Source organism: Mycobacterium sp. NGS62 (genome assembly GCF_059812285.1).
Genome location: NZ_JCALCK010000006.1, coordinates 204,583 through 216,656 on the forward strand (window position 1 = coordinate 204,583; position 12,074 = coordinate 216,656).

Annotated in this window: 13 protein-coding genes; 8 read left to right on the forward strand and 5 right to left on the reverse strand. The window is 65.3% G+C overall.

Going from position 1 to position 12,074, the window contains the following annotated elements:
- Nucleotides 1-24: 24 nt before the first annotated feature.
- Entirely contained in the window at nt 25-1,485 is a 1,461-nt protein-coding gene (locus tag AC5Y49_RS17530) for a DHA2 family efflux MFS transporter permease subunit (RefSeq protein ID WP_499889250.1), read from the reverse strand.
- Between the two features lie 63 nt (nt 1,486-1,548).
- Here AC5Y49_RS17530 and AC5Y49_RS17535 point away from each other — a divergent pair, with 63 nt between their 5' ends.
- The 3 genes from AC5Y49_RS17535 to AC5Y49_RS17545 all read left to right on the forward strand — a co-directional run bounded on the left by AC5Y49_RS17535 (nt 1,549) and on the right by AC5Y49_RS17545 (nt 4,488).
- The gene (locus AC5Y49_RS17535) at nt 1,549-2,037 is read left to right on the forward strand and encodes a glutathione peroxidase (protein WP_499889252.1); all 489 of its coding nucleotides are present in this window, start codon (nt 1,549-1,551) and stop codon (nt 2,035-2,037) included.
- 75 nt (nt 2,038-2,112) lie between these two features.
- Complete coding sequence (locus AC5Y49_RS17540; RefSeq protein ID WP_499889254.1) at nt 2,113-2,817, forward strand: DUF2334 domain-containing protein; 705 nt, start codon at nt 2,113-2,115, stop codon at nt 2,815-2,817.
- 27 nt (nt 2,818-2,844) lie between these two features.
- Nucleotides 2,845-4,488: an FAD-binding dehydrogenase gene (locus AC5Y49_RS17545; RefSeq protein ID WP_499889255.1), complete on the forward strand. Its 1,644-nt coding sequence runs from the start codon at nt 2,845-2,847 to the stop codon at nt 4,486-4,488.
- Nucleotides 4,489-4,524: 36 nt separating this feature from the next.
- On the opposite strand, the gene AC5Y49_RS17550 is transcribed toward AC5Y49_RS17545, so the two are convergent.
- Nucleotides 4,525-5,163: an MBL fold metallo-hydrolase gene (locus tag AC5Y49_RS17550; protein ID WP_499889257.1), complete on the reverse strand. Its 639-nt coding sequence runs from the start codon at nt 5,161-5,163 to the stop codon at nt 4,525-4,527.
- Between the two features lie 53 nt (nt 5,164-5,216).
- Here AC5Y49_RS17550 and AC5Y49_RS17555 point away from each other — a divergent pair, with 53 nt between their 5' ends.
- Genes AC5Y49_RS17555 through purQ form a run of 3 tightly spaced genes read left to right on the forward strand, consistent with a single transcriptional unit; the run spans nt 5,217 to nt 6,830 of the window.
- Complete coding sequence (locus tag AC5Y49_RS17555; protein ID WP_499889259.1) at nt 5,217-5,867, forward strand: ATPase; 651 nt, start codon at nt 5,217-5,219, stop codon at nt 5,865-5,867.
- Nucleotides 5,868-5,919: 52 nt separating this feature from the next.
- The gene (gene purS / locus AC5Y49_RS17560; RefSeq protein ID WP_499889260.1) at nt 5,920-6,159 is read left to right on the forward strand and encodes a phosphoribosylformylglycinamidine synthase subunit PurS; all 240 of its coding nucleotides are present in this window, start codon (nt 5,920-5,922) and stop codon (nt 6,157-6,159) included.
- Complete coding sequence (gene purQ / locus AC5Y49_RS17565) at nt 6,156-6,830, forward strand: phosphoribosylformylglycinamidine synthase subunit PurQ (protein WP_499889262.1); 675 nt, start codon at nt 6,156-6,158, stop codon at nt 6,828-6,830. Before purS ends, purQ begins: the two co-directional genes overlap by 4 nt.
- Here the strand turns inward: purQ and AC5Y49_RS17570 are convergent.
- Nucleotides 6,797-8,122 (reverse strand): glycosyltransferase, encoded by a 1,326-nt coding sequence (locus tag AC5Y49_RS17570; RefSeq protein ID WP_499889264.1) that lies wholly within the window; start codon nt 8,120-8,122, stop codon nt 6,797-6,799. The genes purQ and AC5Y49_RS17570 overlap by 34 nt on opposite strands.
- Before the next feature lie 137 nt (nt 8,123-8,259).
- Here AC5Y49_RS17570 and AC5Y49_RS17575 point away from each other — a divergent pair, with 137 nt between their 5' ends.
- Nucleotides 8,260-8,826: a TetR/AcrR family transcriptional regulator gene (locus AC5Y49_RS17575; RefSeq protein WP_499889266.1), complete on the forward strand. Its 567-nt coding sequence runs from the start codon at nt 8,260-8,262 to the stop codon at nt 8,824-8,826.
- Between the two features lie 93 nt (nt 8,827-8,919).
- On the opposite strand, the gene AC5Y49_RS17580 is transcribed toward AC5Y49_RS17575, so the two are convergent.
- Both AC5Y49_RS17580 and AC5Y49_RS17585 read right to left on the reverse strand, forming a co-directional pair.
- Nucleotides 8,920-9,717 carry a family 1 encapsulin nanocompartment shell protein gene (locus AC5Y49_RS17580; RefSeq protein ID WP_499889268.1) on the reverse strand — a complete coding sequence of 266 codons (798 nt, stop codon included), beginning with the start codon at nt 9,715-9,717 and terminating at the stop codon, nt 8,920-8,922.
- Complete coding sequence (locus AC5Y49_RS17585; protein WP_499889270.1) at nt 9,717-10,733, reverse strand: Dyp-type peroxidase; 1,017 nt, start codon at nt 10,731-10,733, stop codon at nt 9,717-9,719. Before AC5Y49_RS17585 ends, AC5Y49_RS17580 begins: the two co-directional genes overlap by 1 nt.
- Nucleotides 10,734-10,783: 50 nt before the next feature.
- Between AC5Y49_RS17585 and AC5Y49_RS17590 the strand changes: the two genes are divergently transcribed.
- Nucleotides 10,784-12,043 (forward strand): M18 family aminopeptidase, encoded by a 1,260-nt coding sequence (locus AC5Y49_RS17590; protein WP_499889272.1) that lies wholly within the window; start codon nt 10,784-10,786, stop codon nt 12,041-12,043.
- Nucleotides 12,044-12,074 lie beyond the last annotated feature (31 nt).

Below are 12,074 nucleotides of genomic sequence, written 5' to 3' on the forward strand. Positions count from 1 at the left end.
GTGCAACGCCAGCAGTAGCCGAGGTCAGTGGGCCATCGTCGGCGGCCGGTCGGCTACCGCGGCGATCGGCTTCTTGGGCAGAAATGCCGCGGGGATATACGCCAACAAAGCCATCGCCGCGGCCACGACGAATACCGCGGTGTAGGCGTGTGAAATGTTATCGCTGTCGTTGAATTGGTTGGTGAGGATCACCGACATCAGTGCGGTGCTGATCGACGCTGCCACTTGGAGATTGACGTGCACGAGCGCCGAACCGCGCGCGATCTGATGCGGGGCCAGGCACTGTACGGCCGCGGCCACGAGCGGCATCGTCGTGCAACCCAGACCCATGCCCATCAACGTCAGTGCCGTCAGCAGCACGGGCAGGTAGCTGGCCTGCGTCGAGACGCCATAGGCAAAGATGGCCATGCCGGCGCCGATCAGCGTGATGCCGGCCAGCACGATCTTGTGCGGGCCCCGCTTGTCCAGCAACACTCCGGCGACGGGCATGGCGATCAGCGCACCCAACCGCTCCGGGATCATGTGCACTCCCGACTGCAGCGGCGTCTGGAGCAACATCTGCTGAAAGCAGCTCGGCAGGAGCAGTCCGGCGCCGAAAAGAGCTGCCGCGGTAAACAACAACGTTGAGTTGGCAGCGGTGACCTCGCGATTCTTGAGCAGCCGCAGATCGATCAGCGGGTGGTCCGTCCGGTACAACGCATGCAGAACGAACCCAGTGATCATCACTAGGCCGCCCGCTACCGGTATCCACACGTGCTCGTCGACGACTGTGCCGCGACCTGGGATGGACGACACCCCGTACAGCAGCGCGGCCAGACCCGGCGATAGCAGCAGCATGCCGATGACGTCGAATGCCTCGGACGGGGTCGCGCGATCCGGTGGAAAGACCATCGCGGCCAGCGCGAATGCGGCCAAACCGATCGGCACGTTGATCCCGAAAATCCACTCCCAGCTGTAAGTGTCGATCAGCCACCCACCAAGAATCGGTCCGGCGATCGGGCCGAGCAGCATCGGAATACCCAACACCGCCATCAGACGGCCGATCCGCTTCGGACCTGCCTCGCGGCTCAAGATGGTCACGGCCAGCGGCATCAACATGCCGCCGCCGAGACCTTGTAGCACGCGAAATACGATAAGAACACTGATGTTTGGCGCCAGCGCACACAACAATGAGCCCATCGTGAATGCCAGTACGGACGCCATGAATGGCCGCTTAGTGCCGAATCGGTCGGCAGCCCAACCGGCCAGCGGGATCACCGTGGCCAGCGCCAGCGTGTAGCCGGTCATCGTCCAGGCGACAACGGCCTGGGTGGACCCGAACGCGGTGATGAACGTGCGCTGCGCGACTCCGACGACCGTGGCGTCCATGATCGCCATCACCACGGCCACGGCGCACACACCGGCTATCCGCAGCAGGCCTGGGTCGAGCCTGTCCGGATAGCTGGGTTCGTTGCTGGGCGACTGGCGGGAGCGCAGCACGGACACCAGCGTAACGACAACTAGCTAGATGACCAACCTACTTTGCGGATGCTGACGTAGTCTCGCAGCATGACGCTGACCGAAATCCCGTTGACCACTCTCGACGATCGCCCCACGTCGCTGGCCGAATATGCCGATCGCGCCGTGCTCGTCGTCAACGTGGCCTCGAAATGCGGCCTGACGCCGCAATACAGCGCGCTTCAGAAACTGGCCCAGGACTACGCCGAGCGCGGACTGACCGTTATCGGGGTACCCTGCAACCAGTTCATGGGCCAAGAACCCGGCACCGCCGGGGAAATCCAAACCTTTTGCTCCACCAACTACGGTGTGACGTTTCCGCTGCTCGCCAAAGCCGAGGTCAACGGTCCTGGCCGGCATCCGCTGTATGCCGAACTGACCAAGACGTCCGACGCCGCCGGTGAGGCGGGCGATGTGCAGTGGAACTTCGAGAAGTTCCTCATCGCGCCCGGCGGAGCCGTGGTCAATCGGTTCCGGCCACGCACGGCGCCCGATGCGCCGGAAGTCGTCGCCGCCATCGAGTCTGTGCTGCCCAATTAGCTGGTCAGATGGATCGATGCCCGTTAGCTGCGTGGACTTCACCGTCTGGACACCTGCGATCGGCACACTGATGGTGTGTCTGGAAAGCTGATCGTTTCGGTCTCCGGGATCGGAGACCGCACGTTGGGCGACGTCGAGGCATTCTGTGGGCAGATGGATTCCCGCGGGGTGCCGGTGTCGTTGCTGGTGTCCCCACGCCTCAAGGGTGACTACCGGCTCGACCGCGATCCGCACACCGTGGAATGGCTAGCGGGCCGGCGTGCCTGCGGCGATGCGATCGTGTTGCACGGCTACGACGAGGCGGCCACCAAGAAGCGCCGCGGCGAATTTGCGACGCTGCCGGCCCATGAGGCCAACCTGCGGCTGATGGCGGCAGACCGTGTGCTCGAGCACCTTGGTCTGCGTACCCGGCTGTTCGCCGCACCCGGGTGGACCGTCTCGCAGGGAGCCGTCACAGCGTTGCCGCGCAACGGCTTTCGACTGCTGGCCGACCTGCACGGAGTCACCGACCTGGTCCGCCATACCACCGAGCGTGCGCGGGTTCTCGGGATCGGCGAAGGTTTCCTGACCGAGCCGTGGTGGTGCCGGATGTTGGTGCTGTCGGCTGAGCGCATCGCGCGGCGCGACGGCGTTGTGCGGCTTGCGGTAGACGGTCGCCAACTGCGCAAGCCCGGGCCATTACAGGCGATGCTGGACGCCGCGGACCTGGCGTTGCTGCACGGCTGCGAACCGTCCGTGTATCGGTGGCGACCGGATCGGGTGATACTCGGCGCGGCCTGAGCACCCGGGTCGCTACTCTTTAGCGCCATGGACGCTGACGTCATCATCGTCGGAGCGGGACTGGCTGGCCTGGTGGCCGCCTGCGAGGTAGTCGATCGCGGGATGCGGGTGCTGATCCTGGACCAGGAGAACAGCGCCAATCTCGGCGGGCAGGCATTCTGGTCGTTCGGCGGTCTGTTCTTCGTCGACAGCCCCGAACAACGCCGCCTGGGTGTGCGCGACAGCCATGAACTGGCGCTGCAGGACTGGCTCGGCACCGCCGCATTCGACCGGCCCGAGGATTACTGGCCGAGGCAATGGGCGCATGCCTACGTCGATTTCGCAGCCGGGGAGAAGCGCAGCTGGCTGCGGGCCCGGGGCTTGCAGATCTTTCCGTTAGTGGGCTGGGCCGAACGCGGCGGCTACGACGCGCGGGGACACGGCAATTCCGTGCCACGCTTTCACATCACCTGGGGCACCGGGCCGGCGCTGGTCGAGATCTTCGCGCGGCGGTTACGGGACCGTTCGTCCGTGCGTTTTGCGCACCGCCATCAGGTCGACGAGTTGATCGTCGAGAACGACGCCGTAACCGGCGTTCGCGGCAGCGTGCTGGCACCGTCCGCAGAACCACGCGGCGTGGCGTCGACACGAGAGGTGTTGTCGCAGTTCGAGTTCCGGGCTTCGGCGGTGATCGTCACCAGCGGCGGGATCGGTGCCAACCACGATATGGTGCGGGCGAACTGGCCCAAGCGGATGGGTCGGGTGCCCGAGCAACTGCTCAGCGGAGTGCCGGCCCATGTCGACGGCCGGATGATCGGCATCACCGAGCAGGCCGGGGCCCGGGTCATCAACCGCGACCGGATGTGGCACTACACCGAAGGCATCACCAACTACGACTCGGTCTGGCCGCGGCACGGCATCCGGATCATTCCCGGACCGTCGTCGCTGTGGCTGGACGCCAAGGGCAAGCGGCTGCCGGCGCCGCTGTATCCGGGCTTCGACACTCTGGGCACGCTGGAGTACATCGCCCAATCCGGCTCCGACTACACCTGGTTCATCTTGAACGCCAAGATTATCGAGAAGGAGTTCGCACTCTCGGGGCAGGAGCAAAACCCTGATCTGACCGGTCGTAGCGTGCGCGAGTTGCTGGTATCGCGGGCGCGTTCGGGGCCACCGGGCCCCGTGCAGGCCTTTGTCGACCGGGGCGTGGATTTCGTCAGCGCGAACTCGTTGCGTGAGTTGGTGTCCGCCATGAACCAACTGCCGGACGTGCTGCCGCTGGATTACTCGACCGTCGCCGATGAAGTCACCGCGCGCGACCGCGAGGTGGCCAATCGATTCAGCAAGGACAGTCAGATCACCGCGATACGTGCTGCCCGCAGCTATCTCGGTGACCGGTTGGGCCGGGTGGTGGCCCCACACCGCCTGGCCGACCCCAAAGCCGGGCCGATGATCGCGGTCAAGCTGCACATCCTTACCCGAAAAACGTTGGGCGGGTTGGAGACAGACCTCGACTCGCGCGTGATCAAAGCCGACGGCAGCCCGTTCGACGGGTTGTATGCAGCCGGCGAGGTAGCCGGCTTCGGCGGCGGCGGCGTGCACGGCTACCGCGCGCTGGAGGGAACGTTTCTGGGCGGCTGCATCTTCTCGGGACGCGCCGCGGGGCGCGGCGCCGCCGGCGACATCGCCTAGTTCACGTGTGACCGCGAGCGTGACAGTCGCAGGGTCCTAGAAGGTGACCGAGTTTTCTTCGGGCAGCACTTGAAAGTCGGTGTCGGTCATCTCGCTGAGCCGGCCGTAGTAGATGCCCCGGGCGTTGGGCGCGATGATGCCCTGGTGGATAGGCACCGCGCGGGCCGGCGCCACGGCCCGCAGATAGTCCACCGCGTCGGAAACCTTCATCCACGGCGCCGCCGCCGGGGTGGCCAGCACGTCCACCGGCTCGTCGGGGACGAACAGCGCATCGCCGGGGTGCATCAGGCGCGCGGGATGGTCGCCGTCGCCAACTAGGTACGAGATGTTGTCGATAACGGGTATTTCCGGGTGGATGACCGCGTGCTGACCGCCGAGTGCCCGGATGGTCAGTTCGCCAACGGACAGCTCGTCACCGACTTGCACCACCGTGCACGGCTCGCCGAGTTGCGCGGCGGTTTGCGGGTCGGCGTATAGCGCGGCATCCGGATTGGCTTCGCACAGCGCGGGCAATCGGGTGTGGTCGACGTGATCCGGATGTTGGTGAGTGATCACGATGGCCGATAAGCCGGTGATTCCCTCAAAACCATGCGAGAAATTACCCGGGTCGAATAACACAGTGGTATGGCCGAAGTCGGCAAGCAGACAGGAATGGCCGAAATGCGTGAGTTCCATGCCTACGATTGTGCGCGCAGGGGGTATGTGCTGTGCGGGTGATCCTGGCGACGATGCTGCTCGCAGGCGGTCTCGTTGTCGGTCCGGGGCCGGCGGGAACCGCGCATGCGGATCCCGAGGCCTGTCCGCCCGTGTGCGACACGATCCCTGATACCGCCTGGATCCAAACCCGAGCCGTGCCGCTGAACACCACCTATCGCTGGCCGTCACTTGCCGGTATCGCGGTGCCACTGACGGGTACAACGCCACGCTTCCGGTTCGAAGAGTTGTGCGCCACCCCGCCGTTCCCGCAGGACACCCGGGACTCCACCGTCGCCAGCCGCGCGACCGTGCTCAATCCGCAGAGTCAATGGCAGTTGCAGGCCCAAATTCTGCACTGGCGGGGCGACACCGCACGCGGCGGCCAGAACGCCTCCTCGGTGTTCCACATCGCTGCCGCCGCACTGCGCGGCTGTCAACTGGGCTCACCGGCGCAGTCGCCGTCGGTGACGTCCGAGGGGCCCAACCGGCTGGCCGCGGTGATCAGCGGCCCGGTGATCATGCGCACCTATCTGGTCGCTCATCCGCAGAGCAGCACCATCAGCGAACTCACTCTCTGGGCGGCGGCCCCTCCGCAGCTGCCATGGCCGGTGATCTCCGACGATCAGGTTCTGGACGCGATGACCGCACCGTTGTGCACCGCCTATATCGGATCCTGTGGGTGAGGTAGCACCGGTAGAGTTGGCGTCGAGCAAACAACGCTAAGGAGGACCGCCGGTGGCCCGGGTGGTTGTGCATGTGATGCCCAAGGCCGAGATTCTCGACCCGCAGGGTCAGGCGATTGTCGGCGCGTTGGGGCGTCTCGGCCATGGTGGCGTCTCAGATGTGCGGCAGGGCAAGCGATTTGAGCTTGAAGTCGACGACACCATCGATGACTCGCAGCTCGCCGAGATTGCCGAGTCGCTGTTGGCCAACACGGTGATCGAGGATTGGACCGTGAGCCGGGAGGCGCAGTGACGGCGCGGATCGGGATCATCACCTTTCCCGGGACGCTCGACGACGTCGACGCGGCCCGGGCGGCTCGCTTTGTCGGCGCCGAGGTGGTCAACCTGTGGCACGCCGACGCTGATCTCAAGAACGTTGACGCGGTGGTGGTGCCTGGTGGGTTCTCCTACGGCGACTACCTGCGGGCCGGCGCGATCGCGCGGTTCGCACCGGTGATGGGAGAAGTCGTGGCCGCAGCGCGCCGCGGTCTGCCGGTTCTGGGGATTTGCAACGGTTTTCAGGTGCTGTGTGAAGCAGGCTTGTTGCCCGGTGCGCTGACTCGCAACGCCGGGTTGCACTTCGTCTGCCGTGATGTGTGGCTGCGGGTGGAGTCGACGACGACGGCATGGACGTCTCGTTTCGAGCCGCAGGCTGATCTGCTGGTTCCGTTGAAGTCCGGCGAGGGCCGCTATGTAGCCTCGGCGGATGTGCTCGACGAGTTGGATGGCGAAGGGCGAGTAACGTTTCGCTACCACGACAACGTCAATGGCTCGTTGCGCAATATCGCCGGAATCAGCTCGGCCGACGGTCGCGTCGTCGGGCTGATGCCGCATCCCGAGCATGCCATCGAAGCACTGACCGGCCCCTCTGACGACGGGTTGGGTCTTTTCTATTCCGCGTTGGATTCCGTTCTGACGGCGTGAGGCCTGGAGTTGGACGGGTATTCGGCGACCAACCCGTCGACAATGCCGGCCAGGCCGGCGAAGCCGGGAGACGCAGCCATATCGGCCGCCACCCGCTGACTGGCCTGGCGGTATCGCGGTTGATTCAGCACAGCGAGAATGTCGCGGCGTAGCGCACGCGGCGTTGGTCGCTCACTTCGGATCCGGCGACCGACGCCGGACCAGGCGACGCGAGCGCCGACCTCGGGCTTGTCTTCCTTGCCGCCGGTGGCGACGACCGGTACGCCGTAGCGCAAGGCGTACTGCACGCCGCCGTAGCCGCCATTGGTCACGTAAACCGCAGTGCGCGGCAGTAATTCGTCGTAGGGCAGGTACATCGCTGCCCTGGCGTTCGCCGGCAGCGGGGGCAGCGTGTCCAACGGCCGACCGCCCGTCGCCACCACGATCAAGACATTCTCGTCGGCAAGCGCACGCAGCGTCGGCGCGATGACCTGCTCATAGTCAATGTTGGCAACCGTGCCCTGGGTGACGTGGATGACGGGCCGGCTTGTGTCGAGATCAGCCCACCATTCCGGTAGCGGAGCATGCGAGCCCGTAGCCGACAGCGGCCCGGCAAAGTAGAGGTTGGACGGCGCATCGGACAACGGGTATTCGAACGAGGGAACAGCGAACTGTACGAGCGCATCTGCTCGGCGACCCCAGCCCGCCATCGTGCACGGCATATCGTTGCCGTGCACTTCCCGGTGCAGGTCGTTGACTGCTTGGTTGGCCCGCTGCAGGACTCGACGATTCAGAGCAGTCAGCGCGACGTTGCGCGGACGGTTGAGGAACCGGGCGGGCGGCAGTCCCATGCCGAATGGCGCGGTGTCGCAGCTCTCGATGGCCAATGGAACGACTCCGCACATGACGACTGGCGGACGCGCCGAGCGCGGGTGCTCAAGCAGGAACGCAGCGCCGAGAAAAACGGGCTCGGCGAGCACCGCATCGGCGGGATGCGCCGCAAGCGCAGCGACGATCGTGTCGTATTGCGCCTTGGCGGGGCGGGCAAAGACATGTTCGACGTCGAAAGCGATCGCCTTGACGCCCTTCAGCTTTGCGCGCTCAGGAAAGTTCTGCAGATGAGTTCGGTGGTCTAAATCGGCTTCGGCGGGCAGCGGCAGATACGACGCGCCGGTGGCGGCGACCTTCTCAGCGAACAGAGAACCGGTGATGAATCGTACGTCGTCACCGCGCATGACGAAGTTTTCCGCAACTGCTAGCAATGGCGTCACGTGACCGGGCGCAGGGACGCTGGCGATCAGGATTGATGACATTGCGCCTCCCGCGACCCGCAGTCTATCTTGGTCATGTAGTATTCATTACTGTGTCACCCAAGTCAATAGTCCGTCGACCGCGGGCATATCGGTCCGAGTTACGTCAGCAGCAGGCGGAGGCGACCCGGTCGCGCGTCGTGGCAACTGCGGCAGAGCTGTTCGCCGCCCAGGGCTACGCTCGCACCACGCTGGCGAAAATTGCTGCGGCAGCTGGTGTGTCCGCCGAAACCGTCCAGAGTCAAGGGCCCAAGGCCGCGCTGCTGATCGCCGCGATCGAATACGCGGGGCTGGGGGTGAGCGGCGAAGAAAATCTGCTCAACCTGGATGTCGGCCGTCAACTGATCGCCATCGCCGACCCTCAGGAGTCGCTCGACTTCCTTGTCACGGCCGTGACGGACGTGCACCAGCGGACGGCGAAATTGGCCCCTGCGCTGTTCGGCGGCGCCGCTTCCGACCCGGACCTGGATCGGTACCTGAACGAGTTCATCGCCGGGATCAACGCGCAGGCCCGCCGAGTCCTAAGCGTCTTCCGCGACCGCGGATGGCTTCGCGTTGATGTTCCGTTCGACGAGATTGTCGAGACCTGTGCGGTGCTCTGCAGTGTCGAAACGTACCTGCGGATCACTCACCGCGACGGGTGGCGCACGGACGCTTACAAAACATGGTGTCGGCGCATGTTGGCCGAGACCGTCTTCGCTAGGTAGCAAGCAACATAGCGATGGCTGCGAGCGTGCGTGGATCCGGCGACACGCTCGGCGTGTCGCCCGGGGACACGCACGCTCGCGGGAAACGGCGAGTTACGTGCCGAGGCAGACCGAGGCTTCGCCGGTGTAGCACAGGAACGTCATGGTCTCTTGCATGTACAACTGCACGGTGTCGGCGTCGTGGGATAGGTAGCCGATCGCTACGTCGGTGCCCAGCTGCAGGTCGAAGTCGCCGCCGCGGGTGGTCAATACGAATGCTCCGTCGATCGCCGGAGCCCAGATGATGTCGCCGTCGACCAGCCGGTGCAGATGCTCGCGGATCGGATAGCCGTGTTCGGTGGTCTCGCTGACTTTCGTGTACGCGTCGGCCGACAGCAGCACGGAATAGGGGCCATCGACACCGGCCAACCGCAGGCCCGAAAGCGCCTGGGTGATCACGTCTGGGAAGTCGCGGGCGTCTTCGGGCAGTGTCAGCGCAGGGTTGGAGCTCGCACTGCGGATACCCTCGATCGACGCTTCCGGATAGCCCTCGAAGATCGCCCGGTCTTCCACGAACGCCAGCTTCTTGGCCGCTACCTTGACCGGATCCCAGTCGGCGTCTTGTGCGCCGCGTTCCACGTCATCGATCTCCGAACGCGACAGTGTGAACGGAACTCGGAGCCGCACAAGGGGCCTGCTGTCGCGCAGGTGGGCCTCCACTCCATCGGTGGGAGCCGTCACATCGGTTAGTCGACCGGTGCTGATCGCCGCCGCCACCGGCCCGCCGGGCTCGCTGACATCGACCACCCGACGCCCGGCGATATGACGCTTGAAGGTACGTGTCGCCTCCAATTCGATTTCAGCCCAAGCTTCTTCGGTGATCGGCGCTAGGTCGCGGTAGAGGTTGTTCATCAGGATTTTCCTTTCAGACTGCCGATCGCCAATGATCCGTCTCCGGGTGCCGGATCCGTTGCCGGCGCTGTCGGCGGTGAATCCGGCAGCGGCGGCGGATCGTCGAGGAAGTCAACGGTAGGGGAAAAGAACATTCCGCCGGTGATTGCGGTGGAGAAGTCCAGGATGCGGTCGGTGACGCCAGGCGGGTCGCCGAGGAACATATTGCGCAGCATCTCCTCGGTGACGCCCGGATTGCGCGAGTAGCCAATGAAATACGTCCCGTATTCGCCCTTGCCGACCTCGCCGAACGGCATGTTGTGACGCACGATCTTGAGCTCGTTGCCCTCGTCGTCTTCGATGACGTTGAGCGTGAGGTGCGAATTGGCGGGCTTGTCGTCGTCGTCGAATTCGATGTCTTCCAACTTGGTTCGCCCGAAAGCCCGTTCTTGCTCGGTGACCGACAACGCATTCCACCCGGCCATGTCGTGGACGTATTTCTGCACGTGCACATAGCATCCGCCGACAAACACGGGATCCTCGTCGCCGATCTGCGTGGAGCTCACCGCCACAGGTCCGTCAGGGTTCTCGGTGCCGTCGACGAATCCCATCAGATCGCGGTTGTCGAAGAACCGGAATCCATGCACTTCGTCGACGACGGTGATCGCACCGGCCATCGCGTCGACCAGCCGGGTGGCCAGCTCGAAGCAGACATCCATCGTCTCGGCGCGGATGTGGAACAACACGTCGCCGGGAGTGGCCGGGGCGGCGTGCCGCGGTCCGTGCAACTCGATGAACGGATGTAGATCGGCAGGCCGGGGTCCGCTGAACAACCGGTCCCATGCATCGGATCCGATCGAGGTGACCACCGACAAGCGTTTGGTGGGATCTCGAAATCCGATCGCGCGGACCAGCCCTGAGACGTCGGTCAGCGCCTCCTGCACAGTCGACTCGCCGCCCGTGTCGATGGTGACCACCAGAAAGATCGCGGCCGGTGTCAACGGCGCGAGCACCGGTTGTGGCTGCACATCGGTCACGGTTTCGACCCTAACGTGCCAGCCGTCGCCGTGATGAAAAGATGAGTGGCATGGCGGCCACGGCACAAGGCCTGTGTGAGTTCATCGACGCATCCCCGTCGCCGTTTCACGTCTGCGCCACCGTGGCGGAAATGCTGCGCAGTGCCGGCTACTCCGAACTGGCCGAGGTCGATGTCTGGCCGACCGCTGGCGGCAAGTTCTTCACGGTCCGGGCCGGCTCGCTGGTGGCCTGGGACAGCAGCGGTGACACGGAACAGCCGTTTCGCATCGTCGGCGGCCACACCGACAGCCCCAATTTGCGGGTCAAGCAATACCCCGACCGTCAGGTGGCGGGGTGGCAGGTGGTGGCGCTCCAGCCGTACGGCGGCGCCTGGCTGAACTCCTGGTTGGATCGCGACCTGGGCATCAGCGGGCGGTTGTCGGTGGCGGACGGCGCTGGCGTTGCCCATCAGTTGGTCCGCATCGACGAGCCGATTCTGCGGGTGCCGCAGCTGGCCATTCACCTGGCCGAGGACCGCGCCGCGGTCGCGCTGGATCCGCAGCGCCACGTCAACGCGGTGTGGGCAGCCGGCGACACCGCCGGCTCGTTTCTGGACTACGTCGCCGAACGGTCCGGCGTCGATGCCCGTAGTGTGCTCGGCTTCGACCTGATGGCCCACGACCTGACGCCGTCGACGCTGTCAGGTGTCGGCGGCCAGTTCGTCAGTGCCGCGCGGCTGGATAACCAGGCGACCTGCTATGCGGGGACCGAAGCCTTCCTGGCCGCCCCGCCGCACGGATATGTACCGGTGCTGGCGCTGTTCGACCACGAGGAAGTGGGTTCCACCTCCGATCACGGCGCCAACTCCGAACTGCTGTTGACCACGCTGGAACGGATCGTGTTGGCCGCAGGCCGCGGTAGGGAGGATTTCCTGCGTCGCCTTGCGGGGTCGACGGTGGCTTCGGGCGACATGGCCCACGCCACGCACCCGAACTACCCGGACCGCCACGAGCCCGGCCACCTCATCGCGATCAATGGCGGGCCGGTGCTCAAGGTCCAGCCCAACCTGCGCTACGCCACCGACGGCCGCACGGCCGCCGCATTCGCGCTGGCCTGCCGGCAGGCTGGGGTGCCGCTACAGCGTTACGAGCATCGCGCTGACCTGCCCTGCGGCTCGACGATCGGCCCGATGACGTCGGCGCGGACCGGCATCCCGACCGTCGACGTCGGCGCCCCGCAGCTGGCGATGCACTCGGCGCGCGAACTGATGGGCGCGCACGACGTTGCCGCCTACGCCGCGGCGCTTCAGGCGTTCTTGTCGCCGAGTTGATCGACACTGCGGCCAGCGCGAGAAATCATGC

Excerpts from the sequence above, each read along its gene's own strand:
- AC5Y49_RS17535 (WP_499889252.1), top strand. The coding sequence starts at position 1,549 with ATGACGCTGACCGAAATCCCGTTGACCACTCTCGACGATCGCCCCACG.
- AC5Y49_RS17545 (WP_499889255.1), top strand. The coding sequence starts at position 2,845 with ATGGACGCTGACGTCATCATCGTCGGAGCGGGACTGGCTGGCCTGGTG.
- AC5Y49_RS17550 (WP_499889257.1), bottom strand. The coding sequence starts at position 5,163 with ATGGAACTCACGCATTTCGGCCATTCCTGTCTGCTTGCCGACTTCGGC.
- AC5Y49_RS17555 (WP_499889259.1), top strand. The coding sequence starts at position 5,217 with ATGCTGCTCGCAGGCGGTCTCGTTGTCGGTCCGGGGCCGGCGGGAACC.
- AC5Y49_RS17570 (WP_499889264.1), bottom strand. The coding sequence starts at position 8,122 with ATGTCATCAATCCTGATCGCCAGCGTCCCTGCGCCCGGTCACGTGACG.
- AC5Y49_RS17580 (WP_499889268.1), bottom strand. The coding sequence starts at position 9,717 with ATGAACAACCTCTACCGCGACCTAGCGCCGATCACCGAAGAAGCTTGG.
- AC5Y49_RS17590 (WP_499889272.1), top strand. The coding sequence starts at position 10,784 with ATGGCGGCCACGGCACAAGGCCTGTGTGAGTTCATCGACGCATCCCCG.